We start from the raw sequence: 25,270 nt of genomic DNA, 5'->3' as shown, positions 1-25,270 counted from the left end.
TGGCCACCAAACCCTTCGCCGGGCTTTGAGCACCGCCCACCTGCGGAAACGCACGGTGGGCGTTTTGCTGTCCGTTCGACCGGCCTGGAGCCGCTTCGTCGCCCACGATGGCAGGCATGGCGGTACCGGGAACGTGGATGTGTCGTGCTGCGGCGGTGTTGGCCGTCCTGCTGTCCGGGGGATGTGCGCGGCCCTCGGCCGGGCCGACTGCGACGCCGTCGGGGGTCTCAGCGGTGCCGGTGCCGGCCGGATGCAGCCCAGCCCGTGACGGCGTCGACTGGTCGAACCGGCGAACCGACCAGGTGTTGACCCATGTCACCAGGTACTGGAACGTCATGGAGCCCGGCATGGCCGAGCCGACCGGCACGGAGCCCTCCCCGCCGGTGGTGCTCGACCAGCCGTTCGTGCCGGCCGTCGTGGGTGTTGCTGCGCCCGCGTCGTGGCCAGCGGAGCTGGCCGAGTCCCTCAAGGCCGACTCGGGCGACGTGGTGCATACGTCATCCCCGTCGCCGTCGTCGGACACCTTCAGCTCCGTCATCGGAGGCACTCCTGGCGAGGTCGTCGAAGAACTCATCTACGACGGGGTGGAGCGGGTCTCCGCGGACTTCGTGGTGCGCTGCCGGCCGGAGGTGCGCGGGACGTTCGTGGGGTGGTCCTCGATGACAGTCGGCGCCGTCACCTGCCAGTATCAGGAGTTCCCCGAGTACGACGCGTTCCAGCGGCTGGCCTTGCACTACTGCTCCCGGTCCCCCGCTCCGGCTCCCAGCGAGCCTCCCGGTGACTAGGACAGGGCCTGGAGCAGGGCGAGGCGGTCGAGCGGAGTCTCCGTCTCGTCAGCCGGCCGTCGGGCGTCAGGGCAGCCATGTCGTCCGGTCGGGCTTCACGATGTACTCCAGTTCGGCGCGGTCACGGGCGAAGCCGTAGCTTCGCCGCACCTCGGCGTCTTCGCCGGACTCCGCAGCCCTGGTGCCGGCGGCGGTGATCGCCGCATCCTTGTCGGGGAACTCGCCGGACACGCCGCCCACGGTCCAGTGCTCGGTCATGTCCGCGTCGCGGTACTGCTCGGCGGTGATGCCGGCGGCGCGGAGAACCAGGATCGCCTCGAGGACGTCGCGGCGGGCGAGGGGCGAGTCATTCGTCATCGGCCCGACACTACGAATGGCGCGCAACGCCGGGGCCCAGCCGTGTTCCTCACGGCGACGGCCGGGCGACCGATAGGAGCCTCGCCCCGAACGACCATTCCCGCCGGAGCCTCCTCATGCCGCTGGTCCGCACCCTCGCCGCCCTGGCGACCGCCGCCTGCCTGACCGCCGGCGTCCTCGTCGCGCCCGGCGCCGCCTACGCCGCCGACGTCGTCACCAGCCTGACCGCCGGCGAGATGGAGAACGCCCTCGCGGGGGTGGGGACGACCACCGGCGCCGCGAGCGCGGACGGCTGGCGCAGCGACATGTCGATCACGCGCGGCAGCATGGCCATGTCCGCGCACTACGCCGTGGACGCCGCCACCCGGCTCGGGCTCTCCCGGCTGGAGTTCGACGGCGACCTGTTCACCAGGGTGTTCGCCGGTGGCCGCGGCACCTACGACTACATCACCGACTCGCGGACCCGGGCCGTCGTCACGATGATGAAGCGCCCCGGCGTCCGCTACATGTTCGGCGCCGACACGAGCGTCGACGTGTCCGACGGCGACGACTTCTTCGGGCCCTCACCGCTCACGGTGCTGACCGAGGATGCCGCACACGCCGGTACCCGCACCGTGCACGACGACGGCTCGGCCGACTTCGCCTTCACGGCCGACGGTTCGGCCGTCCAGCTCGCTGTCGACGCGGCGGGTGTCCTCACCCGGGTCGACGTGACCGACCCCGAGGTGGCAGCGGTCCTCACCTTCGGTTACGGCCCGCAGGTGATCGCGCTGCCGACCGCCGCGCAGACCATCTCGGTGGACTCTCTGGCGCGCGGCGCCCATTACTACGCCATGGCGGGCATCATCTCGGCCACCGCGCGTGAGGGCGCGGCCCGCGCGAGGCGTGCCGCGAAGGGCGGGAACGTCGACGTCGAGTCGCTGCGCAAGGCCGTCAAGCGTGAGGTCTCCGGCAGCAACCGTGATGCCGGGTTCGCCCTGGTCAAGATCAAGAATGTGCGAGGTGGTGTGAAGGTCGGCGCCACAAACCCGTGGACCGGCAGGACCGTCGCGTACACCGTCAAGGCGTCCGGCAGGAAGGTCGTCGTCAAGCGGCTCTAGGACCGCTTCCTCAACGAAGAAGGCGTGCGTCGCCTTCGTCAGCGTCTCGGCCGCCGGGTGGCCGGCCCGTGCGGTGGAGACCGCTGTGGCGTTCGGGCCGGCGGTCGTCGTTCTCGCCGGGGTGGTGGTGTGGCGCTTCGCGCACCACCTGCGCGGGCTGGAGGCGGAGGACCGCCGGCGGCCTCTCCGGCTCGCCGGCATCGTTCTGGTGGTGGTCGTGGCCGTCCTCGGCGGTATCTGGATCTACGTCGAGTCGCGGACACGGCCGCCGGTATTGGTAACGGCCCTGCGGCCGCCGCCTACAGTCTTCCTGTGGGACGCTCCTGGCGCATGACCGAAGCCGCCTCATCGCCGCCCGGCGAGCTGGATCTCCGGCGCGAGCCGGACCGGGTGCGCTACGAGCCGACCGCGCTGCCGGAGCACGGGGTCGCGCCGGTGATCGCGGCGTTGGGCCGCAGTCACATCAACGGCGGTGCGCTGATCGCGCGGTTCCGGGCCGTGGATTTCGACGAGGTGGTCGCGTGGTACGCGGCGCGCAACCGCTTCGCCATGATCGGCTTCTTCCCGCAGTTCCTCGGCTCGCCGGGGGTCCGCGCGGCGCTGCCCGAGCTCAGGATCCCCGACACGCTCGGCGACGACCTGGGGTTCACGATGTCGTGGCCGGGCACGCTGAGCCTCGACGGCGAGCTGGCGGCGACGATCGCGGGCGGCGGCGCGTACGAGGACGAGGGGTACGTTCCCGTTTCGAAGGTCGAGGCGAAACGGCTGGGCGTGGCGTTCGTCGACGCGCTGGTCGGTGACCGCCACGACGACTTCCGCGTCTTCCGGTCGTACCAGCCGTGGGCCGGATGGTTCTGGGGATCGGTCCACGACTCGACCGACGTGCTGATCGACGTCGCCAACGCGGAGATCACGCTTCTGACCATCACCGACACCGCTTGACGGGGTCCCCGGCGCGGTCTTGACAGGGGCGCGCCCGGCTCCGTTACGCTCGGGCCGCGCGTTCGGGTGCGCGCCGAGACTCGCCGGAAGGCTTGAGGCCAGCCCGCCTGATGCCAGGTTGGGCGACGGATGCCGACGCTCTGTCCGCCCGTGCGAGTCCGGGCGTGGAGCGAGGTTTCCGATGAAGACACTGCCCGACAACCCCAGCCTCGATCACCTTCGCCGCCAGGCGAAGGACCTGCTCGCCGGCCTGCGCGACTCCGCGCCCGCCGCGACGCTCGCCGAGGCGCAGGCGTCGCTGGCCGGCCAGTACGGGTTCCGGACGTGGGCCGACCTGAAGGCGGAGGTGGACCGCCGGCGGGGGCGGGCCGACGTCGCGGACCCGGGGCTGGCCCGGCGGATCGCCGAGCGGTTCGCCCTCGGCGCGGTGGCCGGGGAGATGCGGTCGGTGTCGCGGCCCGACGAGATGGGCCGGCGGTGGGTGCTGGAGACCGAGCGGGGGCGGTGGGCGCCGCGGACGGTCGACGACGTGTACCCGGTGACCGACGGGGAGGACAACGCGCAGTTCCAGGAGGCGGCGGCGCGGGCCGGGGTGGTCGTGCCGGCGCCGGTACGCAGCGCCGCCGGGGCCGTGGTCGAGGAGATCGACGGGCACCGGTGGCGGGTGTACGCGCAGGTCGCCTCGGGGCCGCCGCTGGCCGCGCCGGCCGGCGCGGCGACGCTGGTCCGGCCGACGGTGACCGGGACCCAGGTGCGGGTGGCGGTGAACGTGCGGTTCAGCGGCGTCGTCACCGTCCCGGTGACGGTGAGCGACGGCACCGGGACCGCCACCACGGCCCTGCGGATCACCGTCCGGCCCGCCGCGGTCGTGGCGGCCACCGGACGCATCGTCGCCAACCCGGAGGTCCGCGGCCGGCTGGCCACCCCGTCCTACGTGGACGGCCGGCCCACGTCGCGCACCCTGTCCACCCGCGTCGACTCGCAGCTGACGTGGCGGGTCTCGCCGACCACCTCGGTGGTGGGGTACCGCGTCGACCTGAACGGCGTCCGCGTCTGCACCGTGGCGGCGGTCCCCGGGGCGGCCCTCCAGTCGTGCCGCGTCGACGGCGCGGCCGTCACGCCGGGCGACATCCTGCGGGTCACGGCCGTCGGCGCCGGCGGCACGCTGTCGGTCTCGACCGGCGCGTCGATCACCCCGGCGGCGGCCACGAACCGGCTGCTCGCGGTCGTCTACTTCCCCAGCGGCGAGTTCGTCCTCGACGCGACGGCCCGCCGGGTGCTGGCGGACGTCGCACGGCAGGCCCGGACGTACGGGTTCACGACCGCGCGGATGGTCGGCCACACCGACAGCGACAGCTCGGCGAGCTTCAACGAGCGGCTGTCGCGGCAGCGGGCCGACCAGGTCGCCGACTACTTCCGCCGGGCGTACCCGGGGCTGCGGGCGACGCACACCGGCCACGGGGAGGCGCTGCCCGCGCTGCCGAACACCACGGACCGCAACAAGGCGGCCAACCGGCGGGTCGAGATCTACGTCGGCTGACCTGCGGACCATGACGAAGGGGGCGGGCCCGCGGGCCCGCCCCCTCCGCATGGGGTCGGTCAGCCCGCGTAGCGCTCGGCCTCCGGGTGGACGTGCACGCCCGCGCCCAGCTCGACCATCTGGTCCTCGCTCAGGCCGAAGTCCTGCCAGAACTGCACCACCAGGTACGCCCGCGCGGAGTGCTCCACCCACAGCGTCCGGGACGAGCCGCCGGTCGAGGTCAGCACGCCCTTCTTGGCGCCCACCGTGACGGGGGTGCCGCCGTTCGGCCGCTCGATCTCGCGGTTCGCCAGGAAGATCGCGATCTTGTCCGAGTAGTCGCGCGGGTCGAAGATCGGCGCCTTCGACGGGTCCACGTCCGGGCCGGGGTTCTGCGCCCGCACCGGGGCCAGCACCAGGTTGAAGTCCTCGTCGCCCTGGATGAACCAGCCCTCCGGCACCGTGTCGACGGTGAAGCCCTTCGGCTGTTCGCCCTGGTAAGCGACGAGCCGCAGCTCGCCCCGGGCGGTCACCGACGGCCGGTCGCCGGGCGGGGTGACGGTGCCGCCGGCGGCGGCGACGGACAGTGCGGCCACGGCGGCCGCGACGGCGAAGGCGGACCCGGCCAGGGTCTGCCCGACGCGGCGGCGGCGCAGGGCGCGGCGGCCGCGGGCGATGTCGGCGTCCACGTCGGCGGCGGACGGCTCGGCGGCGGGGCCGGCGATGAGGTCGAGGTGTTCGCGCAGGTTCGTCATGACGTCACTCCAGGGCGAAGACGGAAGCTGTGGGCGGTGGCGGCGGCGGGCGGCCGGTCGTCGAGGGCGGCGCGCAGCCGGTCCAGCGCGCGGGCGGTCTGGCTCTTCACGGTGCCCTCGGAGCAGCCGAGGGCGTGGGCCGTGTCCGCCACGTCGAGGTCGTAGAAGTAGCGGAACACCACGGCCGCGCGCATCTTCGGCGGGAGGTCGCGCAGCGCCTGCCGCAGCGGCTCGGCGACCGGGCCGCCGGCGGGTTCGGCGCCCGCGGTGTCCGGCAGCTCGGCCACCGACCGCTCGCGCCGCCGCCAGATCCGGCGGCGCTCGTCGGTCAGCGCGTTGACCAGGACCCGCCGGACGTAGCCGTCGGGGTTGTCGGCCTTCTGCACGGCCGGCCACGACACGTACAGCTTGGTCAGCGTCGACTGCACCAGGTCCTCCGCCAGGTGCGGGTCGCCTGCCGTCAGCAGGGTCGCCGTCCGCACCAGGTGCGGCCGCCGGTGCACCACGAATGCGTGGAACTGCTCGTCTCGCCCGGTGTGTCCCGAGCCTCCTCGTACCCTCACAGCTCCCTGACGATCGGCGGGCCACCAGGGTTGCATGAGCGGGACCCGGCTTGCCTCCCGGCGCATGGGTCAGTCATCATTGAGTCAATGGACGCTGAACTGTCTCCGGTCGCCGACCGCGCGCGCATCCACGCCGCCCTTGGCGACCCGGCGCGCCTGGCCATCGTCGACACGCTCTGCCTCGGCGACGCCTCGCCCGGCGAGATCGGCCGCGACCTGGGGCTGCCGAGCAACCTCGTGGCCCACCACGTGCGGGTGCTCGCCGACGCCGGGCTGGTGGAGCGCACCCGCTCCGAGGCCGACCGGCGGCGCACCTACCTGCGGCTGCGCCCCGGCACGCTCCAGCGCCTGCGCCCGCCGCGGCTGCCCGACGCCCCGCGCGTCGTGTTCGTCTGCACCCACAACTCGGCCCGCTCGCAGCTGGCCGCCGCCCTGTGGGCCGACCGCACCCACCGTCCCGCCGCCTCGGCGGGCACCCACCCGGCGCCGCGCGTGCACCCGCAGGCCGTGGCCGTCGCCCGCCGGCACGGGCTGCGCCTCGACCCCGCCGGCACCGCGCACGTCGCCGACGTCGTGGGCGACGGCGACCTGGTCGTCGCCGTCTGCGACAGCGCCCACGAGGACCTCACCGGCGGCGCGGTCCGCCCCCGGCTGCACTGGTCGGTGCGCGACCCGGTCCGGGCCGGCACCGACGCCGCGTTCGAGGCCGCCTACGACGACCTGGCCGGGCGCATCGACCGCCTCGCCCCCGCCCTGCAGGGAGACGCCGCATGACCACCACCTGGCGGCGGTTGCTCGCCGAGTTCGCCGGCACCGCGCTGCTGGTCACGGCCGTCGTCGGCTCCGGCATCATGGCGGCCACGCTGTCGCCCGGCGACACCGGCCTGCAGCTGCTGCAGAACTCGGTCGCCACGGCGTTCGCCCTCGGCGCGCTGATCCTCACCTTCGGCCCGGTGTCCGGGGCGCACTTCAACCCGGTCGTGTCGGCCGCCGACTGGTGGCTCGGGCGCCGGCACGGCACCGGCCTGACCGGCCGGGACCTCGCCGGGTACGCCGCCGCGCAGACGCTGGGCGCGATGGCCGGCGCCGTGCTCGCCAACGCCATGTTCGACCTGGCGCCGGTGGCGATCTCCCGCACCGAGCGCACGGGCGGCCACCTGTGGCTGGGCGAGGTCGTCGCCACCGCCGGCCTGCTCCTGCTGATCTTCGCGCTGGTCCGGTCCGGCCGGACGGCCGCCGCCCCCGCCGCGGTCGGCGCGTACATCGGGGCGGCGTACTGGTTCACCTCGTCCACCAGCTTCGCCAACCCGGCCGTCACGGTCGGGCGGGTGTTCACCGACACGTTCGCCGGCATCGCACCCGCGTCCGCGCCCGGGTTCGTCGCCGCGCAGCTCGCCGGCCTCGTCGTCGGCGTCGCGCTGGTCGCCGCCCTGTACCCCACGGCCGGGGCCGCCGCGGGCGACGCCGTCGTGCCGCAGGGCGACGCCGCCGGGAGCCGGCGATGACCGCCCCGCCGCTGGCCGGCCGCTTCGACGGCGTGCTCGACCCGGCGACGGTCCGGCGGTGCCTCGACGACTCCTATGTGGACCTGCACCGCACCGCGCACGCCGACCCGCGGCTGCCGCAGCTGGCCGAGCGGTTCGCCGCCGACCGGCTCACCGCGCTCGCGCAGCTCACCGGGCGGCTGCCGAAGGACGTACCCCAGGTGCTGTTCGTCTGCGTCCACAACGCCGGGCGCTCGCAGCTGGCCGCCGCCCTCATGACCCACCACGCGGCCGGCGCGGTCCGGGCGCAGTCGGCCGGGTCGCGGCCGGACCCGGCCCCGTCGGCCGCCGCGGCGGCCGTGCTCGCCGAGGTCGGCGTCGGCCTCGACGACGCCTACCCGAAGCCGGTCACCGGCGACATCCTGCGCGCCGCCGACGTCGTCGTCATCGCCGGCGGCGGTGACGCCGTCCCGCGGCTGCCCGGCCCGCGCTACGAGGTGTGGGACCTGCCGCACCCGCCCGGCAGCGACCTCGACGGCGTCCGCGCCGTGCGCGACGACATCGACCGCCGCGTGCGGGCCCTGCTCACCGAACTCACCACCCACCACTGAGGAAGCCCGATGCCCGAGAAGCCCTCCGTCCTGTTCGTCTGCGTCCACAACGCCGGCCGCTCGCAAATGGCCGCCGGCTGGCTGCGCCACCTCGCCGGGGACCGGGTCGAGGTGCGCTCCGCCGGTTCCGCGCCCGCCGAGACGATCAACCCCGCCGCCGTCGAGGCCATGCGCGAGGTCGGCATCGACATCACCGACCAGCGGCCCAAGCTGCTCGAGTACGCCGCCGTCGAGTCCTCCGACGTCGTCGTCACGATGGGCTGCGGCGACGCGTGCCCGTACTTCCCCGGCAAGCGGTACGAGGACTGGAAGCTCGACGACCCCGCCGGCCAGGGCGTCGACGCGGTGCGCCCGATCCGCGACGAGATCCGCCGCCGCATCGAGGACCTGCTGGCGGACCTGCTCCCCGCCCGCTGACCCTTAACGATCTCCGCACCGGGTAACCCGGACGGCGTGACCGACGCCGAACCCGCCTCGCCGCTGTACCCCGTCGTCGGCGACGACCCGGACCTGGCCGGGCTGAGCCTGCCGCGCCGGCGGGCGTTCGGCGCGATCGGGGTGCTGCTCGTGGACCGTCCCGCCGCGACGGTGTGGCTGCTGGACGCCGACGACGAGACCGGCGTCTTCCGGCTGCGGGAACGGCGCCCACTGGAGGGTGACCCGGCCGACCTGGACCCGCCGCCCGCGCCCCGGCACAGCGCGGTGCGCGCCGCCATGGAGGGCTTCTACGACGTGACGGCCGCGCCGTGGGTGGGTGAGCGGCGGTGACGACGCTGGCGCCGGAACCGACGCGGTGGCTGGCGCAGCAGATCATCCGGCACTACGACAGCGCGGTGCTGTCCGGCATCGTGCCGAACGCCGACCACCTGCGCAGCGGCGGCTACCACGTGTCCATCGAGGACCTGGCGCGCAACGGCAACGGCGGCGACTACTCGAACCGGCGCGCGCTGGACCGGTCGCCGCCCGTGACGGCGGCGGGGCGCCGGCTGGCCGCCGCGCACGACATCTCGCTGTCGCGCGCCGACATGGTGCGGCTGCACGGCCGGGTGCGGGCGGTGTGGCTGGCCCGGGCGAGCGACACCCGCACCCGCTACGTCAACGCCGTGAACTGCTGGGACGGTTCCGGCGCGGCGGTGCGCTACGACTTCGTGGCGGGCACGGCCGGCACGGCCACCGCCGACCACCGGTGGCACGAGCACACCGACCAGCCCCGCGCGTACGTGGACACGGCGCGCGACTCCGACGAGGCGTGGAAGGCCGCGCGGGCCGTCCTGTCGATCGTCACCGGACAGAGCCACGCCGCGTGGCTGGAGCAGGAGGACGAGATGACCGAGGCCGAGCTGATCGCGGCCGTCGTGAAGGCGCTGCGCAGCACTGCCGGCCAGGCCGCCCTCGGCACGGGCGCCTGGAACCACCGGGAGAACGACCCGCAGACCATCTCGCCGGAGAACCCGCAGGGCACCCGCACGTTCCGGATGGGCGGCTGGGCGCGCACCCAGCCGACCCGGGCGGACCAGCGCACGGCGGCGGTGCTGGCGGCGGTGGCCGCCGCGCAGGACGACGCCGTGGACGAGCAGGCGCTGGCGGCGGCGCTGCTGCCGCTGCTGACGGGCGACCAGCTGGAACGGATCGTGCGGGCGAACCTGAGCGACGAGCAGCGCCGGGCGCTGGCCGCCCGGCTGGCCGTGGACGAGGTTCCACCTTCCGACTGATCTTCACGTTCCGGACCACCGGCATCCGTTAGCGTCGGCTGCACGACCGTTCCGGCAACCGGGAAACCCCCGCCCGGCACCCGACCGCCCTCACGCTCGTCGGGCCGCCCGCCGATGGGACGGCGACGGTGGCGCGGACGTGGGGGTACGGATGCTGAGGAAGCTCGTCGCGACGGCGGTGGCGGCCGCGCTGGCCGGCGCCTTCGGCGTGGCGACCCGCGGCGCCGACGGGGTCGCGCAGGCGGCGCCCGTGACCCCTGAGCCGGTGCGGATCATGCCGCTGGGCGACTCGGTGACGTACGGGCTGGGCTCGAAGACGCGCAGCTCCTACCGCACGGACCTGCAGCGGCAGCTGGCCGCGGCCGGCGTCGACGCCGACTTCGTGGGCTCCCAGCGGTCCGGCTCCGGGCCGGACACCGACAACGAGGGCCACGGCGGCTGGACGATCCGCCGCATCGCCGCCGAGCTGACCGGCTGGCTGGACACGTACCAGCCGGACGTGGTGCTGCTGCACCTCGGCACGAACGACATGGCGGTGCGCGACGACGTGGCCGCCGCCCCGCAGCGCCTGTCCGACCTCGTCGACCAGATCCGGGCAGCCCGCCCGACGGCGGAGATCTTCGTGCAGCGCATCGTGGGTTCGCGCAAGCCGTGGCTGCAGGCGCTCATCGACGACTACAACGCGCAGCTGCCCGCCGTCCTCGCCGGCAAGGACGCCCAGGTGCACCTCGTCGACCAGTCGGGGATCCGGGGCATCAACCTGTTCGACATGGTGCACCCCAACGAGTTCGGCTACGCCAAGATGGCGCACAACCTCTACTCCGCGATGTCGAAGGTGCTCGGGCCGTGGCCGGCGGTGACCAGTCCGTACACCTGGACGAAGGCGTGGATCTGCCGCTGGACGGCGGGCGTCACCGAGTGCCGCTGGTGGTACCACCGCGCCCTGGCGACCGGCGCCCGGGCGGTCCCGGCGACGGCGGCGAAGGCGTGGCAGACCCCGCGCGTGGTGGCCGTGGCGTACGGCAAGCACAAGCGCAAGATCCGCTACGTCACCCGCTGGTCGCTGACCTGATCAGGTGGCGGGCCGCCACTTCTGGTTCGCGGTGCCGCCGCACGCCCACAGCTGCACCCGGGCGCCCGGTTCGGTCGACCGGTCAACGATGTCGAGGCACTTGTCGGCCTCGGGGTTGACGATGTCCTGCCCGGCGGTGAACCGCCACTGCTGCCGCGCCGAGTCGTCGCAGGCCGACAGCCGCACGGGCGCGCCGTCGGACCCGGCGCCGCCGCCGACGGTCAGGCACCGGTCGAGCGAGCGCAGGGTGCCGTCGGCCGCCCACGTCCACTCCTGGTTCGCCCCTCCGTTGCAGTCCCACATCTGCACGGGCGTGCCGTCGGTGGTCTGCGAGTTGAAGACGTCGAGGCACAGGTCGCTGGTCGCGCTGCCGACGGGCCCGGGGGCGGGCCGGGCGGGCGCGGCGGCCGGGCGGGGCGACGGGGGCGCCGAGGGGGGCGCCGCCTGCTCGGCGCCCGCGCCGGCGTCGTGCCGCAGCGCGAGGCCGCCGCCGACCAGTCCGGCGACGAGCAGGGCCAGGGCCAGCGCCTGCACGAGCACGGTGCGCCGGCCGCCGCTGCCGCCGCGCCGCGGCGGGCGGTGCCGCGGCGGCGGGGCGACGCCCTGCCGGCCGCCGTCGGCGTACAGCGGGGCGGGCGCGGCCGCGGGTACCGCGAACGGCGGGACCGGCGGGGGGATCGCCAGCGCGGAGCGCTGCGCGCCCGTGTCGAGCAGCAGGTCCAGCAACTCGCGGGCCGTCGGCCGGTCCGCGGGGTGCTTCTCCAGCGCGTGCCGCACCAGCATCCCGAGCGGGGCGGGCAGCCCGGCCAGGTCCGGCGGCTCGGTGAGGATGCGGGTGGCCAGCACCGTCGGCGAGCCGCCCTCGAACGGGGTGCGGCCCGTCGCCGCGTACGTCACCACGGCGCCCCACGCGAACACGTCGGCGGCGGGGCTGACCGCCGCGCCCAGGCTGTCGTCGAAGCGCTCGGGCGCCATGTACGCGAGCGTGCCCACCATCTGCCCGGTGCGGGTGTACTGGCTGGCCCCCTCGAACGCGCGGGCGATGCCGAAGTCGATCACCTTGGGGCTGCCGGGGGCGAGCAGCACGTTGCGCGGCTTGAGGTCGCGGTGGATGACCCCGGCCCCGTGGATCGCGGTGAGCGCCGACGCCACCCCGATCGCCACGGCGTGCACGTTGGCGGGGGTGAGCGGGCCGCCGCGTTCGACGGCCTCGCCGAGGCTGGGCCCGTCGACGTACTCCACCACCAGGTACGGGGGCTCGTGGTCGGGGTCGGCGTCGAGGACCTCGGCGGTGCAGAACGGCGGCACCTGCCGGGCCCGCTGCACCTCCCCGCGGAACCGGCGGCGGAACTCGTCGTCCCCGGCGAGCACGGAATGCACCATCTTGACCGCGACGAGCGTGCCCGCCGGGTCGCGCGCGAGGTAGACGATCCCCATGCCGCCCGAGCCGAGGCGGCCGAGCAGACGGTAACCGCCGAGCTCGCGCGGATCGGCCCGGCGCAGCGGCGCGGCACGGTCGATGTCGTTGACGTTCATCAGGCCCCCCAGGAACGTGTACCGGCTGTAGTACGGCGGACACGGCCGCGCGGATGTGCGCTGGGCGATGTTCTGGCCGCTCAGAGGCACGATCGGGCACCCGGCACGGGAGGGTTCGGGCACCGGGCCGGTCACGGGGCGCAACCGACATGTCCGTCCCGCCGCGGCGAACCCGGCGCCGCCCGCCGGGCTTAAGGCAAACGTGAACGATCGGTAAGTGGTCACTAAGCGCGACCGAGCGACAGTTGCCACTCCGCATCCCCGAGCCCTGGAGCCGCGCATGTCCCGCCGTCGCCTTCGCCTGTCCGTCTACCTGGGCGCATTGCTGCTCGCCACGGGCGGCGGGGTGGCCGCCGCGGTGGCCGCGACGGGGCCGGACGCGCCCGCGCTGCGCGCCGCGTTCACGAAGGACGCCGAGTGGGCGGGCGGCTTCCAGGGCCGCTTCACGATCACCAACCCGGGCGGCGCGCCGGTCACCGGCTGGCAGGTGCGGTTCGGCCTCGGCGACGGCACGACGGTCGGCAACTTCTGGGACTCGCTGATCAGCACGTCGGGCGGCGTCGCCGTGGCCGACGACCGCGGCTACAACGCCACGGTCGCCCCGGGCGCGTCGGTCACGTTCGGCTTCCTCGCCACCGGCGACGGCGGCCTGACGACGTGCACGATCAACGGCGCCCCCTGCGCGCCCTCCACCACGGCCCCGACCACGGCCCCGACCACGGCCCCGACCACGGCCCCGACCACAACCCCGACCTCGGCACCCACGACGGTCCCGCCCACCACCGCGCCCGTCCCCACCACCCCGCCCGCCGACGACGACGGGCCCGGGCCGGGCCGCGACCTGCCCGTCGCCCCGTACATCGACATGGGCCTGCTCTCGAACCCCGGGTCGCCGACGCTCGCCCAGCTCGCCCGCGACACCGGCATCAACGGGTTCTCGCTCGCCTTCGTCACCGGCGCCGGCTGCCGGGCCAGCTGGTTCGGCGCGTTCGACCCGCGGCAGGCCCCGTTCCGCGACCAGATCGACGCGCTGCGCGCCGCCGGGGGCGACGTGAAGGTCTCGTTCGGCGGCGCGACCGGCGTCGAGTTGGCGACCGCCTGCACGAACGAGGCGGCCCTGGTGGCCGAGTACCAGGCGGTGGTCGACGCGTACGACCTGACCGCCATCGACCTCGACATCGAGGGCGCCGCCGTCGCCGACCGGGCCGGCATCGACCGCCGGTCGCGGGCGCTCGCCGCCCTGCAGCGGTCCAACCCGGGCCTGACGGTCTCGCTCACCCTGCCGGTGCTGCCCGAAGGCCTCACCGCCGACGGCGTGAACGTGCTGCGCTCGGCGAAGGACGCCGGCGTGGCCGTCGACCTGGTCAACATCATGGCGATGGACTACGGCCGGGCCGCCCAGGACTACGGCGACCTGGCCATCCAGGCCGTCGAGTCGACGAAGGACCAGATCCGCACCGTCTTCGGCGTCGGCGAGGCGCGGGCGTACGCGATGGTCGGCGTGACCCCGATGCTCGGCCGCAACGACGACCAGGGCACCTTCGGCCTCGACGACGCCCGCGACCTCGTCGCCTTCGCCCGCGGCAACGGCGTCGGCATGGTGTCGTTCTGGGAGCTCAACCGCGACCGCAACGCCTGCACCGGCGCCCTGTTCCAGTGCACGAACATCCCGCAGCAGCCGCTCGACTTCAGCAAGATCGTGGCCGGGTTCGCGCGCTGAGGACGGCTTTGCCGGTTTTCCCACCAGCCGTTATGGCTCGACGGCGACGCATCGGGTGCCGTATATCCCTCTGAGGGTCGACGCGGGAGGAACGGCGTGCCGAAGTTCAGGAGTGTGGAAGAGAAGGCGGCGTACACGCTGGCGGAGGAGTTGAGCGCCAAGGGCTTCGAGGCGATGAAGCTGGCCGAGGAGGCCGCCGAGGACTTCCGCAGCGGCAAGATGCTCACCCGCCGGCAGTTCAAGCAGCGCGGCCTCACCCAGGCCGACGCCGACATCCGCTGGGCCGGCACGACGCAGGCGAAGAAGGCGCTGTCGAACAACAACTGGTACATGTCCCAGGCCACGATGTACCAGGAGGCGGCCGCCGCCCAGTACGCCAAGGCGCTCTACCTCAACAGGGCCGAAACTGCCTGAACGGGCAGAGACCACGCTTCGCGGTCACGCCACCACGATCTTGTGATGCGGGGCGGCGAAACGCCCGGTATGGTCCGCTCTATGCGGGAGACCAACACCGATCTGTCGTTGCGCGTCTCCGTGTCGGTGGCGGCCGGGGCCGCGGAGGCCTTCACCGGGTTCACCGAGCGCCTCGACTCCTGGTGGGTGCGGGAGTTCACCTGGTCCGGGCCCGGCGGGCTGCAGACCATCGGCATCGAGCCCGAGCTCGGCGGCAAGGCGTACGAGATCGGCCCGCACGGCTTCCGCCTCGACTGGGGCCGGGTGCTCGTGTGGGAGCCCCCGGGCCGGCTCGTGTTCAGCTGGCAGATCGACCCCGACCGCGTCCCGCAGCCCGACCCGGCGCGGGCCAGCGAGGTCGAGGTGCACTTCCACGAGGGCCCGCACGGCACCACCGTCGTCGACCTGGAGCACCGGCACTTCCACCGGCACGGGCCGGACGGCGCCGGCTACTGGCGGGCCATGACCGACGGCTGGCAGGAGCTGCTGGACCGCTACGCGCGGCTGTTCTGAGGCGCTACGCCGCCCGGTGGCGCAGCGTGGCCACCGTCGAGCCGACGAGCGCGAGCAGGCAGTCGGGCAGCTGACCGTCGGCCAGCGCCGCCCCGAACAGCGCCTCGCCCGTGGGCACGTCCGCGTTCACGTACGCGCTGACGAACCGGGCCACCCAGCGCTTGTCGTACCGGGCGTCGTCGATGCCGGGGAAGTCGAGCGTCCAGCCGCCGCCGCGCGGCAGGTTCTCCCCCACCATCGTGGCGGCCAGGCACCACGCGACGTCCCACGCGCCGACCACGCCGGCCCGGTCGACGACCTCGTCGAGGCTGCCGACCACGGCGTCGCTGTCGCCGGAGAGCGCGCACCGCAGAACGTGCGCCGCGTCCTCGAACGCGTGCTGCGGAACGTCGGTCACGTCAGAAAAGGTACGTCCAACCGTCAAGGAGCGCTCGCCGGACTACGCCTCGCGCAGCAGGCAGGTGAGCCGCGCGGTGCACACCCGGCGCCCGGCGTCGTCGCTGATCACGATCTCGTAGGTCGCGGCCGTGCGGCCCCGGTGCACCGGCGTCGCGACGCCCGTGACGGTGCCTTCGCGCAGGCCACGGTGGTGGGTGGCGTTGATGTCGACGCCCACCGCGGCCGGCTTGCCGACGGTGCCGCCGTGCAGCGCGGCGCCCACCGAGCCGAGCGTCTCGGCCAGCACGCAGGACGCGCCGCCGTGCAGCAGCCCGTACGGCTGTGTGTTGCCCGCCACGGGCATCGTGCCGACCACCCGGTCGGGCGACGCCTCGGTCAGGGTGATGCCCATCCGCTCGGCGAGGGCGCCCGGCCCGCCGAAGGACGCCGCGAGGTGTTCGACCGCGTTCATCCGCGCCACGCTACCGGTCCCGGCGGTGGCACGTTTCCGTGATTCGCGGGCGCCCGGCCGCCCCTAGCGTGGTCCGCATCACCGCTTCCGACCGGAGGACACCATGAGCGAGGTTCTGTTCGACGACATGCCGCCCGCCTCGGACGAGGGCTTCGGCGAGCACTGCCCCGCCCCGGAGAACCTGGACGACCACGGCAGCGGCTGGCACGGGATGCCGATCGACAACCCCGACGAGCCCGACCGGGGCGACGACCCGTTCGCCGTGCTCGACGGGCTGCACCGCCCCGAGGAGCACGTCATCCGCCTCGATGACGGCTCGGTCGAGACGTTCCACGACCTGGACGGCGACGGCGACGCGGAGCTGGTCGAGTACGACAGCGACGGCGACGGCCGCCCCGAGGGCACCGAGATCGACTCCGACGGCGACGGCGTCTTCGACCGCGCCGTGTGGGACGCCGACCACGACGGCCACCCGGACCAGGTCACCGCCGACACGAACGGCGACGGCCGGGTCGACGTGTTCGCCCAGGACACCGACGGCGACGGCACCCTGGAGTCGGTCAGCATGGACGCCGACTTCGACGGCGCCACCGACACCTGGCTGCGCGACACCGACGACGACGGCCGCATGGACCACCTGCGCTCCGACCTGGACGGCGACGGCACGATCGACGTGACCGCGGCCGACCGCGACCACGACGGCCGCTACGACGTCACCTCGCTGGACACCGCCCACGACCCGTACGTGGCGGCCTGACCGGTCACCGGCCCGGGCCGCAGGAGGGGGTGGCCCGGGCCGGTGGTGGGTATGGTGAGGCCCGCACACCCTGGGGAGGGACCGGATGACCGACTCGCAGGACACCGTCGAGACCCGCGGCGACGACCGCGTCGACCTGCTCGCCGCCGACACCAACGGCGACGGCAAGCCCGATGTCTGGGTCGCCGACACCGACGGCGACGGCAAGGCCGACCTGTTCCAGTTCGACACCGACGGCGACGGCATCGTCGACATGACGATGGTCGACAGCAACCAGGACGGCACGCCCGACCAGGTCGTCGACGGCGACGGCGGCGTCCCGCCGGTCATCTGAGCCCCGCTCAGGCGCCGCCGAGGGCGCTGACCGCCGCCCACACCACCGCGACCGCCAGCACGACCAGCCCGATCCGCCCGCCGGTACGCCGCCACGGGCCGGGCTGGTCGGCCGGCGCGTACGCCTCGGGGTGGCCGAGCCGGCGCAGCACCGCCCGCTGGCGCAGCACCTCGGCCCGGTGCCGGCGCACCGCCCCGCGCAGGTGCGCGGCGCCCGGCGCGGCCGACACGGCGCCCAACTGCGCCCGGCTGACCGCCACCGCCAGCTGCGCCTGGGCGCGCTGGAGCCGCCGTACCGCCAGATAGGCCTGGTGGCCGGCGCGGGACCGGGCGTGCCAGCGCGCGCCGGCCCGGCGCGAGCCCGCGGCGAGGGCGCGCAGCTCCCGGGGCGTCACGACCTCGGGGTCGTTCAGGTCGACGAGTTGGCTGACGTAGTAGTCGGCCTCCCGGTCGTGCGCCGAGCGGATGAGCAGCAGCACCAGCAGCAGCGGCGGCAGCCCCTTGAGCAGCAGCACGACGAGCACGGCCACCGCGCCGTTGCCGAAGCCGTCGCCGAGGATCGGGGCGTTCCACAGGAAGTGGCTGAGCCAGGCGCCCAGGACGGCCATCACGGCGACCCCGACGCGCGTCCGCAGCCGCCGGTCGGTGCGCACCACGAGGTAGCCGATGCCCGCCCCGGCGAGCGCGCCGAACAGGGTGTGGCTCCACAGCCCGGCGAGGAAGCCGCGCAGCAGGAACGTGGTGACGACCGGCCCGATCGCGTCGCCCTGGCCGGACGCGGCGACCGCGCCCATCGCGAAGACGACGTTCTCGACGATCTGGAAGCCCAGCCCGACGAGGGCGCCGTAGACGACGCCGTCGAGGACGCTGTTGACCTGGCCGCGGGCGATGAGCACGATCGCGACCACGCCGAGCGTCTTGGTGATCTCCTCCAGCGCCGGCCCGGCCGTGGCGGGCCCCCAGGTCGCGGCGAGCGCCGGCGAGCCCAGCTTGGCGATGATGTCCTGCACGGCGGTGTTGCCGGCGATGGCCACGGAGGTGGCCACCAGCCCGCCCCAGGCGAACGCGACGGCCTGCAGCAGCGGCGGCTCCCGCTCCAGGTAGTCCAGCTCGGAGACGAACAACCAGAACGGCACCGCGTACAGGGCGAACAGCACCGCGGCGACGATGAACGCCGCCGGGTACGTGGTGAGGAACTCCCAGCCGACGCCGCCCATCGTCACCGCCCCGGCGGCGATGAGGGCGACGACCACCCAGAACGCGGGCAGCTGGGCGAGCGTGAGCCGGGTGTCGGCGCCGCTGGGCCGCACCGGCGACGTGCGGGTGGCGCGGCGGCGCCCGGGCGCGGCGGTCCCGGCCCGCTGCGGGGCGCCGGCGACGGCGGTCACGACGCGTCCCCGCGGCGGATCGAGCCGGTGGCGGCCTCGATGCGGGGCAGGGCGTCGGCGAGCTCCAGGTCGGTGCCGCTGACGGTGACCTCGACGGCCACCTCGTCGGCGAGGAAGACGGCGTACCGGCCGGCCCGGCCGGGCGCGGTGTAGCCGCCCTGGATGCCGGTGACGCCGCCGGCGGTGGCGACGGTGCTCTCGGCGCCGGTCACCTGGTAGCCGGCGGTGGCGGTGATCCGCGCGCGCAGCCGGTCGGCGGCGGCGGTCAGCCCGCCGTCGAACGGGGCGACGGTGACGGCGTACCGGACGGCGCCGAGCAGGAAGACGGCGGTGCCGCGGTCGGCGGCGGGGCGGGTCCGGGTCAGGTCGACCAGGGCACCGGCGGGCGGGACGAGCGTGACGCCGCCGCCGACGTCGTACGGCCGGCCGGCGGGCACGGGCTCGCTGCTCGGCAGGGCCCGGTCGATGGCCGGCAGCCCGTACGCGATGAGCCCGAGAACCGCTGCCAGGACGAGCCCGGCGAGCAGACTCGCCAGCTGCCGACGCCGCACCATGCTTCGACGCTAACGGCCGCATCGGGTCGAAGTGGGCGGTTCCGGCCAGCCCTGGCACAGCGTGCGCGGCGACGCGTGACCGGTGGTGCGGGCCGGGCCGGTGGGACAGAATGGATCAGCGCAGGTACGCCGCCGGCACGGCCGCCGTGAGCCACACGCCGTTCGCGCTGCGGTGGAAGACGTGCCCGGCCGCGGCCAGGTCGCCGGCCCGCACGGTCAGCACCGCCACGTCGCCGCTGCGCCGCCCGCCGACCCGCCGGGCGGTGGCCTCGTCCGCCGACAGGTGCACGTGCTGCCGCCGGCCCGGCACCAGCCCCGCGGCGCGGATCGACGGCAGGTTGACGGCCGGGGTGCCGTGCAACAGCACCGCGGGCGGGGTGGCGGGGGCCAGCCCGAGGTCGATGCCGACCCGCGCGGAGTGGCCCTGGCTGGCCCGGATGCGGTCGGCGCCGCCGGGCCCGGGCTCGACGGCGAAGCGCTGCGTGTCGTTGCCGGCCACCACCGCGTCGAGCCGGTCGCGGCTGATCCGCAGGGCGGCGAGCAGGTCGGCGACGGGCACCCAGCCCTGCGGGTCGAGGGTGAGGCCGGCGCTCTCGGGGGCGTGCCGGAGCACGCGGGAGATCCGCTTGCTGAGCCGGATCTGGTCTGGTGTCACGGTAGTTCCAATGTCGCGAGGTAGTAGGGACGGTCGGCGTCGTCGACGTCGGCGAGGCGCCAGGGCGTGCCGGCGACGAGCGTGCGCAACTCCGCCACCGAGCACACCAGGTAGTCGAACCAGTCGGTAGCGATTTCCCGGTACCGCAGGCGTAGTCGCAGCTGCCCGCCGAGCCGCCCGCGCTCGCGGTTGCGCCGGTGGTAGGCGACGTGCACCGGGTCGGTGGTGCCGTACGGGTCGGTGCCGTGGGCGATGATCTGCGCGCCCGGCCGGGCGATGGCGGCGAGGGCGGCCAGCAGGCGCGGGGCCCGTTCCCGGCTCTCGAACAGCCCGAGGTTGTTGCCGAGGAAGAGGAACGTGTCGTACTCGGCGCCGCGGTGCTCGTCGACGGTGCCGAGGAACGTCTGCTCCAGGCCGCGGTGCCGGGCGACGGCGATCGCGCCGGGCGAGATGTCCAGGCCGGTGACGTCGTACCCGCGGCGTTGCAGGTCGAGGGCGATGCGCCCGGCGCCGGCGCCCACGTCGAGGATGCGGCCGCGGACCCGGGCCAGCGCCCGGTGGTCGTGCGGCTGCCACGCCTCGGGCGGGTCGAGGTAGTGCGCGGCGGGCGCGCCGTTGATGAGGCCGTCGTCGCGCTCGATGATCTCGATGACCGGGCGGGGCAGCCGCCCGCCCGCGAGCGGCCGCGGGCCGATGCCGGTGTGCACGGCGTACGCGTCGCGCACGACCTCCCCGAAGACGTCCCCGACGCGCGGTTCTTCGACCATGGTCACGACGCTAGTAGTCTGCGGTCGTGAGCGCCCTCGACGAACTCTCGGCAAGCCGGTACGTGTCGCTGACGACCTTCAAGAAGGACGGCACGGGACGCCCGACGCCGGTGTGGGTGCTGCGCGACGGCGACCGCCTGCTGGTGTGGTCCGCGGCCGACGCGTGGAAGGTCAGGCGGGTGCGGCGCGACCCTCGGGTGCTGGTGGCGCCGTGCGACGTGCGCGGCCGCGTCGCCGGCCCGCCCGTCGAGGGCACCGCGCGCGTGACGTCCCGCGAGGAGATGCCGCGCGTGCTGCGGCTGCTCGTCGCCAAGTACGGCTTCCAGGCGCGGATGACGCTGCTCGGCGGCCGGCTGCGCCGCCGCTTCCGCAGCCCGCTGGACACGACCGTGGGCATTTACATCACCCTGGCGTGACAGGGCGAGGCCGCGGTCGCCCGCGGCCTCGCCCTTGTGTCTGCTGCCCTGGTACGGCGTCAGTCGCCGGTCCGCTGCGAGGGAATCTGCCCCTGCAGCAGCGCCCGAACCTCCGACTCCCGGTAGCGACGGTGGCCACCCAGCGTTCGGATGGCGCTGAGCTTGCCCGCCTTGGCCCACCGGGTCACGGTCTTCGGGTCGACGCGGAACATCGACGCGACCTCGGCCGGCGTCAACAGCGGCTCTGGATCGTGGGTACGCGATGCCATCGGTCACTCCTCCACAGGTACCTAAAGACATCGGCCGGGGTCCCGCCGGCCGGTGCGTCTCTCATGCTCCGGTGAGTCCCTGATGTCCGACATGGCCCGAACGGACGAAGGTCCCTAGTCGGATGGACGAAGCATGTCCGGTTATGCCATATATTCTACGCCGGAAAGCGTACCTTTTAGAACCAAAATCACGCTCTGGAGGAGCGTGATTACGAAGAGTGTTCGTTTTGTCTGCGCCCAGTAACGACCTGTCCGTGCCGAGCTGTCCGAATCAGTTGCAGCGCTCCAGCAACTGCACCGCGCGCCACCGGGCGACCAGCTTCTCGTACGCCTCGGTCGCCGCGTCGCCGTCGCCGCGCGACAGCGCGCCGATGCCCGCGAGCACCAGACCCGGCGAGTCGTCGTCCTTCAGGTCCGCGTCCGGCAGCAGGTTGACCAGACCGCCGTAGTCCAGCTCCACCACCGAGCGCGGGTGGAACTCCTCGAGCCACCGGGCGCCCTCCTCGACCGCCTCCGTGATCGGGGCGTCGCCCAGCGACTTGCGCAGCACCGACACCGCCCGGTGCGCCCGCCGGCGGGCCTTCGAGATGTCCGTGCGGTACCGAAGCGTGCGGTCGCTGTCGGTGAGGATCAGCTCCCGCTCCTCCAGCCCGACGAACGCGAACCAGCGCAGCGGCACGCCCCACGTCGCGACCTGCTCGTGCACCCGCGGCACCCCGTGCTCCAGCACGTTCGCCCCCGAGCGCCAGTCCTCCACGATGGCCTTGGCCTGGCCCGCCAGCACCGGCGGCACGAACGCGTCGGCCAGCACCGACGGCACCCCGTCGCGGGCGTTCAGGGCGGCCTCCGCCACCCGCAGGCGCAGGTTCCACGGGCACACCAGCAGCGTGTCCTCGTCCTGCAGCACGTACGCCTCGTCGGGCAGGTCGGGCAGCCGGGTCCAGCCCGCGCCCAGCGCCTCGAGGACGGCCGTGCGCTGGCGCAGGGGTCCCTCCACCGGGCCGGCGGCGCGTCCCTCCCGGGCGTACGCACGCCAGAACGTCTGGCGCTCCCGGTCGAACGCGGTCAACGGCTCGTAGACCCGCAGGTACGAAGCGAACAGCGACGGCACGCCGCCGATCCTTTCACGCGCCGGGCCGCACTGACGAACGCCGACGCGCACTAGGCTCGGGGACGTGCCGGCACCACCCCCGCCGGACGATCTTCCGCGAGGCGCGCCCCACGAGGGCCACACAGGATCAGGGAGCAGTCATGAGTGTCTTCGTCGACGACGGGCCCGACGCCGCCGGGCACGAGCAGGTCGTGTTCTGCCAGGACCGGCACACCGGGCTCAAGGCGATCATCGGCATCTACTCCACCGCGCTCGGGCCCGCCCTCGGCGGCACCCGCTTCTACCCGTACGCGACGGAGGAGGACGCGCTCCGCGACGTCCTGCACCTGTCGCGCGCGATGGCGTACAAGAACGCCCTGGCCGGCCTCGACCTGGGCGGCGGCAAGGCGGTCATCTGGGGCGACCCGGCGCAGCTCAAGAGCGAGGCGCTGCTGCGCGCGTACGGCCGGTTCGTGCAGTCGCTGGGCGGCCGCTACTACACCGCCTGCGACGTCGGCACCTACGTCCCCGACATGGATGTGATCGCCCGCGAGACCCGGTTCGTCACCGGCCGCAGCGTCGAGCACGGCGGCGCCGGCGACTCCTCGATCCTCACCGCCTGGGGCGTCTTCCAGGGCATGCGGGCCGCCGCCGAACACGTGTGGGGCAGCCCCACGCTGGCCGGGCGCCGCGTCGGCATCGCCGGCCTCGGCAAGGTCGGCAAGTACCTCGCCGGTCACCTGCTGTCCGACGGCGCCTCGGTCGTGGCCACTGACGTCAGCGAGGCCGCGCTGGAGTGGGCCCGCATCACGCACCCCCAGATCGACCTGGTGGCCGACACGACCGCGCTGATCACCTCCGACATCGACGTGTACGCGCCGTGCGCGCTGGGCGGGGCGCTCGACGACGACACGGTCGCGGCCCTGCGGGCCCGGGTCGTCACGGGCGGCGCCAACAACCAGCTCGCCCACCCCGGCATCGAGAAGTCGCTGGTCGAGCGGGGCATCCTCTACACCCCGGACTACCTGGTCAACGCGGGCGGCGTCATCCAGGTCGCCGACGAGATCGAGGGCTTCGACTTCGACCGGGCGAAGCTGCGCGCCACCCGGATCTTCGACACGACCCGCACCATCCTCCAGCTGGCCGACGCCGACGGCGTGCCGCCCGCGGTGGCCGCCGACCGGCTCGCCGAGCGGCGCATGGTGGAGGTGGGACGCCTCCGATCGATCCACCTGGGGTGACCGCGACGCGCAGTGTGCGACGCGGATAACCCGAGGTGTCGAAGGGGGCATGCGGCATGTACCGTAAGACCCACGAGAGATGCCTGACGTCATCGGGGCCCGCCTTCGGGCTGCCCCGAATTCTGTGCGAGGGGGTCGAGCCATGGGGCGCGGCCGTGCTAAGGCCAAGCAGACGAAGGTGGCACGGGAGTTGAAATATCACACCCCGAACACCGACCTCACCGCCTTGCAGCGCGAGTTGGCGGGTTCGTCCGGAAAATCGGACCGTGACTTCGACGACGACTACAAAGACCCTGTAGACGACGACGAGGACACAGACGACGAGGACACCTGGGTCCCTCCACGGGCCTACTGATCCTGCTGCTCATCGAGCACGCGGCCACACACCGCGTGCTCGATCGTGTGCGGGCTTCCCGTTCCGTCAGCACCACGACTGAGCCCGCGCGGCCTACGCCGCGCGGGCACCGTTCGTGCCGCGCCTCAGCGCGGGCGGTTGTTCCAGTTGTAGAACGTGGGGATGTTCTCGAAGTGGTTCCACGCGCAGACGGCCGAGTCGGCGGTCCGCGCGTCGGCCTCCTCGCGCGCCTGACGGGCGTCGTCCGCCTCGGCCAGCAACGCCGTCAACCCGGCCCGGGCCCCGCGCACCCGCGCTAACAGCCCCTCCGGGCGCTCCGCCGTGCGCTCAGACGTGTGTGGGCTGGTGGTCTCGGGCATGATCGAGGACTCCCTCCAGGAGCCGCATCTTGCTGTTGCGGCAGTGATCGGTGACCGTGGTGTCGAACCGGCCGTGCTCGAAGTAGCGGTTGGCGGCGTGCGCGCCGCCGCAGAAGCCGAAGTACGGGCAGGTCGCCCGGCAGGCCTCCACGCCGGTCAGGAACTCGGCGATCCACGGGGTGCCGGCCGCGCCCGCCAGGATGTCCCCCAACGGGGTGGTCAGCACGTTGCCGCTGGCGAAGTCGCCGTAGCGGGGGTCGGTGAACCCGGCCAGCTCCGGTGACAGCAGGACGACCGAGCCGTCGTGCGCGACCGTCGGGATCGGGTCCAGCCGGCTCGGCAGCAGGCCCGCGTCCGTGCCGTCCAGCACCGCCGCCGCGTACCGCAGCGACCACTCGACCTCGCGCAGGTGGATGCGCGGGTCGCGGCGCCACGCCGCCACCAGCTCCGACCAGAAGCCGGTGACCAGCTCCGCCGGATGGCCGTTGGCGCGGGTGTTGACGCCCTCCTGCTCCTCGATGTTCAGCCCGAGGACCTCGCAGCCCAGCTCCAGGAAGTAGGCGTACAGCTCGGTGGCCAGCCCCGGCTCCGGGCGGCCCACCACGCACAGCGCCGAGAACGGGATGCCGTGCGCGCGCAGCCGCTCGACGCCGCGGGCGATCCGGTCGTACGCCGGGCAGCCCGCCAGGTTGACGCGTTCGCCGTTGCGCTCGCGCGGGCCGTCGACGCTGATGCTGACCCGGACGCCGCGCTCGGCGAAGAACGCGCACCAGGCGTCGTCGATCAGGGTCGCGTTGGTCTGGATGTGGTGCTCCACGGCCGGGTCGAACGGCGCCATCAGGGCCGCCAGGTGCTCCCGGCCGGCCGTCATCGGCTCGCCGCCGTGCCACACCACCGAGAACCGGCCGCCGGCCGCCCACCGGTTGGCGGCCTCCGCCACCCGGCGCGCCACGGCCACCGGCATCCGCTGGTCGACCTTGCGGAACGGCAGGTAGCAGTACGTGCAGTCGAGGTTGCAGAGGGTCGTGGGCTGCATGACCACGTACGTGGGGACCGCCGCGATCCCGCGCATGCCGAGCGGGGCGTTCACGGGCCCCTCCGGCTGTTGCGACAC

At 74.1% G+C, this 25,270-nt stretch carries 35 protein-coding genes; 20 read left to right on the top strand and 15 right to left on the bottom strand.

Annotated elements, in window-relative coordinates; genetic code table 11:
* On the bottom strand, positions 1 to 337 hold a 337-nt coding region (locus Sya03_RS10805; RefSeq protein WP_203938089.1), incomplete at its 3' end, for a hypothetical protein.
* Positions 338 to 347: 10 nt separating this feature from the next.
* Here Sya03_RS10805 and Sya03_RS10800 point away from each other — a divergent pair.
* Positions 348 to 785, top strand: a complete 438-nt coding sequence (locus tag Sya03_RS10800) for a hypothetical protein (RefSeq protein WP_203938088.1) — start codon at positions 348 to 350, stop codon at positions 783 to 785.
* Positions 786 to 851: 66 nt separating this feature from the next.
* On the opposite strand, the gene Sya03_RS10795 is transcribed toward Sya03_RS10800, so the two are convergent.
* Positions 852 to 1,142 (bottom strand): hypothetical protein, encoded by a 291-nt coding sequence (locus tag Sya03_RS10795; RefSeq protein ID WP_203938087.1) that lies wholly within the window; start codon positions 1,140 to 1,142, stop codon positions 852 to 854.
* A gap of 116 nt (positions 1,143 to 1,258) precedes the next feature.
* On the opposite strand from Sya03_RS10795, the gene Sya03_RS10790 reads away from it, so the two are divergent.
* From Sya03_RS10790 to Sya03_RS10775, 4 genes are all read left to right on the top strand, one after another.
* Positions 1,259 to 2,242 (top strand): hypothetical protein, encoded by a 984-nt coding sequence (locus Sya03_RS10790; protein ID WP_203938086.1) that lies wholly within the window; start codon positions 1,259 to 1,261, stop codon positions 2,240 to 2,242.
* Between the two features lie 85 nt (positions 2,243 to 2,327).
* On the top strand, positions 2,328 to 2,576 hold the full coding sequence (locus Sya03_RS10785; RefSeq protein ID WP_203938085.1) for a hypothetical protein: 249 nt from the start codon (positions 2,328 to 2,330) through the stop codon (positions 2,574 to 2,576).
* Positions 2,573 to 3,184, top strand: coding sequence for a hypothetical protein (locus Sya03_RS10780; RefSeq protein WP_203938084.1), 612 nt, complete (start codon positions 2,573 to 2,575; stop codon positions 3,182 to 3,184). The genes Sya03_RS10785 and Sya03_RS10780 overlap by 4 nt, the downstream gene beginning before the upstream one ends.
* A gap of 181 nt (positions 3,185 to 3,365) precedes the next feature.
* Positions 3,366 to 4,724, top strand: coding sequence for an OmpA family protein (locus tag Sya03_RS10775; RefSeq protein ID WP_203938083.1), 1,359 nt, complete (start codon positions 3,366 to 3,368; stop codon positions 4,722 to 4,724).
* A 59-nt stretch (positions 4,725 to 4,783) separates the two neighbouring features.
* Here the strand turns inward: Sya03_RS10775 and Sya03_RS10770 are convergent, their stop codons facing one another.
* Together Sya03_RS10770 and Sya03_RS10765 are read right to left on the bottom strand one after the other, a co-directional pair.
* A complete protein-coding gene (locus Sya03_RS10770) occupies positions 4,784 to 5,458 on the bottom strand; it encodes a hypothetical protein (protein WP_203938082.1) in 675 nt (224 codons plus the stop codon).
* The gene (locus Sya03_RS10765) at positions 5,455 to 6,021 is read right to left on the bottom strand and encodes a SigE family RNA polymerase sigma factor (protein WP_275411443.1); all 567 of its coding nucleotides are present in this window, start codon (positions 6,019 to 6,021) and stop codon (positions 5,455 to 5,457) included. The genes Sya03_RS10770 and Sya03_RS10765 overlap by 4 nt, the downstream gene beginning before the upstream one ends.
* Before the next feature lie 87 nt (positions 6,022 to 6,108).
* On the opposite strand from Sya03_RS10765, the gene Sya03_RS10760 reads away from it, so the two are divergent.
* The 7 genes from Sya03_RS10760 (at position 6,109) to Sya03_RS10730 (ending at position 10,900) form a co-directional block, all read left to right on the top strand.
* Positions 6,109 to 6,795, top strand: a complete 687-nt coding sequence (locus tag Sya03_RS10760; protein WP_203938080.1) for an arsenate reductase/protein-tyrosine-phosphatase family protein — start codon at positions 6,109 to 6,111, stop codon at positions 6,793 to 6,795.
* Positions 6,792 to 7,526 (top strand): aquaporin, encoded by a 735-nt coding sequence (locus tag Sya03_RS10755; protein ID WP_203938079.1) that lies wholly within the window; start codon positions 6,792 to 6,794, stop codon positions 7,524 to 7,526. The genes Sya03_RS10760 and Sya03_RS10755 overlap by 4 nt, the downstream gene beginning before the upstream one ends.
* On the top strand, positions 7,523 to 8,116 hold the full coding sequence (locus tag Sya03_RS10750) for an arsenate-mycothiol transferase ArsC (protein WP_203938078.1): 594 nt from the start codon (positions 7,523 to 7,525) through the stop codon (positions 8,114 to 8,116). Before Sya03_RS10755 ends, Sya03_RS10750 begins: the two co-directional genes overlap by 4 nt.
* Before the next feature lie 9 nt (positions 8,117 to 8,125).
* Complete coding sequence (locus tag Sya03_RS10745; protein ID WP_203938077.1) at positions 8,126 to 8,533, top strand: arsenate reductase ArsC; 408 nt, start codon at positions 8,126 to 8,128, stop codon at positions 8,531 to 8,533.
* Positions 8,534 to 8,569: 36 nt separating this feature from the next.
* A complete protein-coding gene (locus Sya03_RS10740; RefSeq protein WP_203938076.1) occupies positions 8,570 to 8,884 on the top strand; it encodes a hypothetical protein in 315 nt (104 codons plus the stop codon).
* Positions 8,881 to 9,828 carry a hypothetical protein gene (locus Sya03_RS10735; protein WP_203938075.1) on the top strand — a complete coding sequence of 316 codons (948 nt, stop codon included), beginning with the start codon at positions 8,881 to 8,883 and terminating at the stop codon, positions 9,826 to 9,828. Before Sya03_RS10740 ends, Sya03_RS10735 begins: the two co-directional genes overlap by 4 nt.
* 151 nt (positions 9,829 to 9,979) lie before the next feature.
* On the top strand, positions 9,980 to 10,900 hold the full coding sequence (locus Sya03_RS10730) for an SGNH/GDSL hydrolase family protein (protein ID WP_203938074.1): 921 nt from the start codon (positions 9,980 to 9,982) through the stop codon (positions 10,898 to 10,900).
* On the opposite strand, the gene Sya03_RS10725 is transcribed toward Sya03_RS10730, so the two are convergent.
* On the bottom strand, positions 10,901 to 12,526 hold the full coding sequence (locus Sya03_RS10725) for a serine/threonine protein kinase (protein WP_306890179.1): 1,626 nt from the start codon (positions 12,524 to 12,526) through the stop codon (positions 10,901 to 10,903).
* A gap of 190 nt (positions 12,527 to 12,716) precedes the next feature.
* Between Sya03_RS10725 and Sya03_RS10720 the strand changes: the two genes are divergently transcribed.
* From Sya03_RS10720 to Sya03_RS10710, 3 genes are all read left to right on the top strand, one after another.
* Positions 12,717 to 14,156 (top strand): cellulose binding domain-containing protein, encoded by a 1,440-nt coding sequence (locus Sya03_RS10720; RefSeq protein ID WP_203938073.1) that lies wholly within the window; start codon positions 12,717 to 12,719, stop codon positions 14,154 to 14,156.
* 114 nt (positions 14,157 to 14,270) lie between these two features.
* Positions 14,271 to 14,570 (top strand): hypothetical protein, encoded by a 300-nt coding sequence (locus tag Sya03_RS10715; protein WP_239107312.1) that lies wholly within the window; start codon positions 14,271 to 14,273, stop codon positions 14,568 to 14,570.
* 81 nt (positions 14,571 to 14,651) lie between these two features.
* Positions 14,652 to 15,122, top strand: coding sequence for an SRPBCC family protein (locus Sya03_RS10710; protein ID WP_370871931.1), 471 nt, complete (start codon positions 14,652 to 14,654; stop codon positions 15,120 to 15,122).
* A 4-nt stretch (positions 15,123 to 15,126) separates the two neighbouring features.
* Here the strand turns inward: Sya03_RS10710 and Sya03_RS10705 are convergent, their stop codons facing one another.
* Both Sya03_RS10705 and Sya03_RS10700 read right to left on the bottom strand, forming a co-directional pair.
* Positions 15,127 to 15,519, bottom strand: a complete 393-nt coding sequence (locus tag Sya03_RS10705) for a hypothetical protein (protein ID WP_203938070.1) — start codon at positions 15,517 to 15,519, stop codon at positions 15,127 to 15,129.
* 42 nt (positions 15,520 to 15,561) lie between these two features.
* Entirely contained in the window at positions 15,562 to 15,972 is a 411-nt protein-coding gene (locus Sya03_RS10700) for a PaaI family thioesterase (protein WP_203938069.1), read from the bottom strand.
* A 103-nt stretch (positions 15,973 to 16,075) separates the two neighbouring features.
* Here Sya03_RS10700 and Sya03_RS10695 point away from each other — a divergent pair, with 103 nt between their 5' ends.
* Positions 16,076 to 16,729, top strand: coding sequence for a hypothetical protein (locus tag Sya03_RS10695; RefSeq protein ID WP_203938068.1), 654 nt, complete (start codon positions 16,076 to 16,078; stop codon positions 16,727 to 16,729).
* Positions 16,730 to 16,814: 85 nt separating this feature from the next.
* The gene (locus tag Sya03_RS10690) at positions 16,815 to 17,063 is read left to right on the top strand and encodes a hypothetical protein (protein ID WP_203938067.1); all 249 of its coding nucleotides are present in this window, start codon (positions 16,815 to 16,817) and stop codon (positions 17,061 to 17,063) included.
* Positions 17,064 to 17,070: 7 nt separating this feature from the next.
* On the opposite strand, the gene Sya03_RS10685 is transcribed toward Sya03_RS10690, so the two are convergent.
* The 4 genes from Sya03_RS10685 to Sya03_RS10670 form a co-directional block, all read right to left on the bottom strand.
* Positions 17,071 to 18,450 carry a PrsW family intramembrane metalloprotease gene (locus tag Sya03_RS10685; protein WP_239107310.1) on the bottom strand — a complete coding sequence of 460 codons (1,380 nt, stop codon included), beginning with the start codon at positions 18,448 to 18,450 and terminating at the stop codon, positions 17,071 to 17,073.
* Positions 18,447 to 19,004 carry a hypothetical protein gene (locus Sya03_RS10680; RefSeq protein ID WP_203938066.1) on the bottom strand — a complete coding sequence of 186 codons (558 nt, stop codon included), beginning with the start codon at positions 19,002 to 19,004 and terminating at the stop codon, positions 18,447 to 18,449. The genes Sya03_RS10685 and Sya03_RS10680 overlap by 4 nt, the downstream gene beginning before the upstream one ends.
* Before the next feature lie 115 nt (positions 19,005 to 19,119).
* Positions 19,120 to 19,659 carry an RNA 2'-phosphotransferase gene (locus Sya03_RS10675; protein WP_239107308.1) on the bottom strand — a complete coding sequence of 180 codons (540 nt, stop codon included), beginning with the start codon at positions 19,657 to 19,659 and terminating at the stop codon, positions 19,120 to 19,122.
* Entirely contained in the window at positions 19,656 to 20,426 is a 771-nt protein-coding gene (locus tag Sya03_RS10670) for a class I SAM-dependent methyltransferase (protein WP_203938065.1), read from the bottom strand. The genes Sya03_RS10675 and Sya03_RS10670 overlap by 4 nt, the downstream gene beginning before the upstream one ends.
* Positions 20,427 to 20,452: 26 nt before the next feature.
* Here Sya03_RS10670 and Sya03_RS10665 point away from each other — a divergent pair, with 26 nt between their 5' ends.
* Positions 20,453 to 20,842, top strand: a complete 390-nt coding sequence (locus tag Sya03_RS10665; protein WP_203938064.1) for a PPOX class F420-dependent oxidoreductase — start codon at positions 20,453 to 20,455, stop codon at positions 20,840 to 20,842.
* A 59-nt stretch (positions 20,843 to 20,901) separates the two neighbouring features.
* On the opposite strand, the gene Sya03_RS10660 is transcribed toward Sya03_RS10665, so the two are convergent.
* Both Sya03_RS10660 and Sya03_RS10655 read right to left on the bottom strand, forming a co-directional pair.
* Positions 20,902 to 21,111 carry a BldC family transcriptional regulator gene (locus Sya03_RS10660; protein ID WP_203938063.1) on the bottom strand — a complete coding sequence of 70 codons (210 nt, stop codon included), beginning with the start codon at positions 21,109 to 21,111 and terminating at the stop codon, positions 20,902 to 20,904.
* Positions 21,112 to 21,382: 271 nt separating this feature from the next.
* Complete coding sequence (locus Sya03_RS10655) at positions 21,383 to 22,222, bottom strand: DUF8083 family protein (protein ID WP_203938062.1); 840 nt, start codon at positions 22,220 to 22,222, stop codon at positions 21,383 to 21,385.
* Positions 22,223 to 22,362: 140 nt separating this feature from the next.
* On the opposite strand from Sya03_RS10655, the gene Sya03_RS10650 reads away from it, so the two are divergent.
* A complete protein-coding gene (locus tag Sya03_RS10650) occupies positions 22,363 to 23,442 on the top strand; it encodes a Glu/Leu/Phe/Val family dehydrogenase (RefSeq protein ID WP_203938061.1) in 1,080 nt (359 codons plus the stop codon).
* Between the two features lie 142 nt (positions 23,443 to 23,584).
* Positions 23,585 to 23,797, top strand: a complete 213-nt coding sequence (locus Sya03_RS10645) for a DUF3073 domain-containing protein (RefSeq protein ID WP_203938060.1) — start codon at positions 23,585 to 23,587, stop codon at positions 23,795 to 23,797.
* 125 nt (positions 23,798 to 23,922) lie between these two features.
* Here Sya03_RS10645 and amcA read toward each other — a convergent pair whose 3' ends face one another.
* The gene (gene amcA, locus Sya03_RS10640) at positions 23,923 to 24,156 is read right to left on the bottom strand and encodes a multiple cyclophane-containing RiPP AmcA (protein ID WP_203938059.1); all 234 of its coding nucleotides are present in this window, start codon (positions 24,154 to 24,156) and stop codon (positions 23,923 to 23,925) included.
* Entirely contained in the window at positions 24,125 to 25,228 is a 1,104-nt protein-coding gene (gene amcB / locus Sya03_RS10635) for a cyclophane-forming radical SAM peptide maturase AmcB (RefSeq protein ID WP_203938101.1), read from the bottom strand. The genes amcA and amcB overlap by 32 nt, the downstream gene beginning before the upstream one ends.
* Positions 25,229 to 25,270: the final 42 nt, after the last annotated feature.

This window comes from Spirilliplanes yamanashiensis (genome assembly GCF_016863475.1).
Classification (GTDB): domain Bacteria; phylum Actinomycetota; class Actinomycetes; order Mycobacteriales; family Micromonosporaceae; genus Spirilliplanes; species Spirilliplanes yamanashiensis.
Note: the sequence above shows the minus strand (reverse complement) of the source record. Positions and strands in the feature narration are given on the sequence as shown.

Bases quoted from the DNA above. Each gene is read 5' to 3' on its own strand.
- Sya03_RS10800 (WP_203938088.1), top strand. From the start codon at position 348: ATGGCCGAGCCGACCGGCACGGAGCCCTCCCCGCCGGTGGTGCTCGAC.
- Sya03_RS10795 (WP_203938087.1), bottom strand. From the start codon at position 1,142: ATGACGAATGACTCGCCCCTCGCCCGCCGCGACGTCCTCGAGGCGATC.
- Sya03_RS10790 (WP_203938086.1), top strand. From the start codon at position 1,259: ATGCCGCTGGTCCGCACCCTCGCCGCCCTGGCGACCGCCGCCTGCCTG.
- Sya03_RS10780 (WP_203938084.1), top strand. From the start codon at position 2,573: ATGACCGAAGCCGCCTCATCGCCGCCCGGCGAGCTGGATCTCCGGCGC.
- Sya03_RS10775 (WP_203938083.1), top strand. From the start codon at position 3,366: ATGAAGACACTGCCCGACAACCCCAGCCTCGATCACCTTCGCCGCCAG.
- Sya03_RS10770 (WP_203938082.1), bottom strand. From the start codon at position 5,458: ATGACGAACCTGCGCGAACACCTCGACCTCATCGCCGGCCCCGCCGCC.
- Sya03_RS10760 (WP_203938080.1), top strand. From the start codon at position 6,109: ATGGACGCTGAACTGTCTCCGGTCGCCGACCGCGCGCGCATCCACGCC.
- Sya03_RS10755 (WP_203938079.1), top strand. From the start codon at position 6,792: ATGACCACCACCTGGCGGCGGTTGCTCGCCGAGTTCGCCGGCACCGCG.
- Sya03_RS10750 (WP_203938078.1), top strand. From the start codon at position 7,523: ATGACCGCCCCGCCGCTGGCCGGCCGCTTCGACGGCGTGCTCGACCCG.
- Sya03_RS10745 (WP_203938077.1), top strand. From the start codon at position 8,126: ATGCCCGAGAAGCCCTCCGTCCTGTTCGTCTGCGTCCACAACGCCGGC.
- Sya03_RS10730 (WP_203938074.1), top strand. From the start codon at position 9,980: ATGCTGAGGAAGCTCGTCGCGACGGCGGTGGCGGCCGCGCTGGCCGGC.
- Sya03_RS10720 (WP_203938073.1), top strand. From the start codon at position 12,717: ATGTCCCGCCGTCGCCTTCGCCTGTCCGTCTACCTGGGCGCATTGCTG.
- Sya03_RS10710 (WP_370871931.1), top strand. From the start codon at position 14,652: ATGCGGGAGACCAACACCGATCTGTCGTTGCGCGTCTCCGTGTCGGTG.
- Sya03_RS10700 (WP_203938069.1), bottom strand. From the start codon at position 15,972: ATGAACGCGGTCGAACACCTCGCGGCGTCCTTCGGCGGGCCGGGCGCC.
- Sya03_RS10695 (WP_203938068.1), top strand. From the start codon at position 16,076: ATGAGCGAGGTTCTGTTCGACGACATGCCGCCCGCCTCGGACGAGGGC.
- Sya03_RS10690 (WP_203938067.1), top strand. From the start codon at position 16,815: ATGACCGACTCGCAGGACACCGTCGAGACCCGCGGCGACGACCGCGTC.
- Sya03_RS10680 (WP_203938066.1), bottom strand. From the start codon at position 19,004: ATGGTGCGGCGTCGGCAGCTGGCGAGTCTGCTCGCCGGGCTCGTCCTG.
- Sya03_RS10670 (WP_203938065.1), bottom strand. From the start codon at position 20,426: ATGGTCGAAGAACCGCGCGTCGGGGACGTCTTCGGGGAGGTCGTGCGC.
- Sya03_RS10660 (WP_203938063.1), bottom strand. From the start codon at position 21,111: ATGGCATCGCGTACCCACGATCCAGAGCCGCTGTTGACGCCGGCCGAG.
- Sya03_RS10650 (WP_203938061.1), top strand. From the start codon at position 22,363: ATGAGTGTCTTCGTCGACGACGGGCCCGACGCCGCCGGGCACGAGCAG.
- Sya03_RS10645 (WP_203938060.1), top strand. From the start codon at position 23,585: ATGGGGCGCGGCCGTGCTAAGGCCAAGCAGACGAAGGTGGCACGGGAG.
- amcA (WP_203938059.1), bottom strand. From the start codon at position 24,156: ATGCCCGAGACCACCAGCCCACACACGTCTGAGCGCACGGCGGAGCGC.
- amcB (WP_203938101.1), bottom strand. From the start codon at position 25,228: ATGCGCGGGATCGCGGCGGTCCCCACGTACGTGGTCATGCAGCCCACG.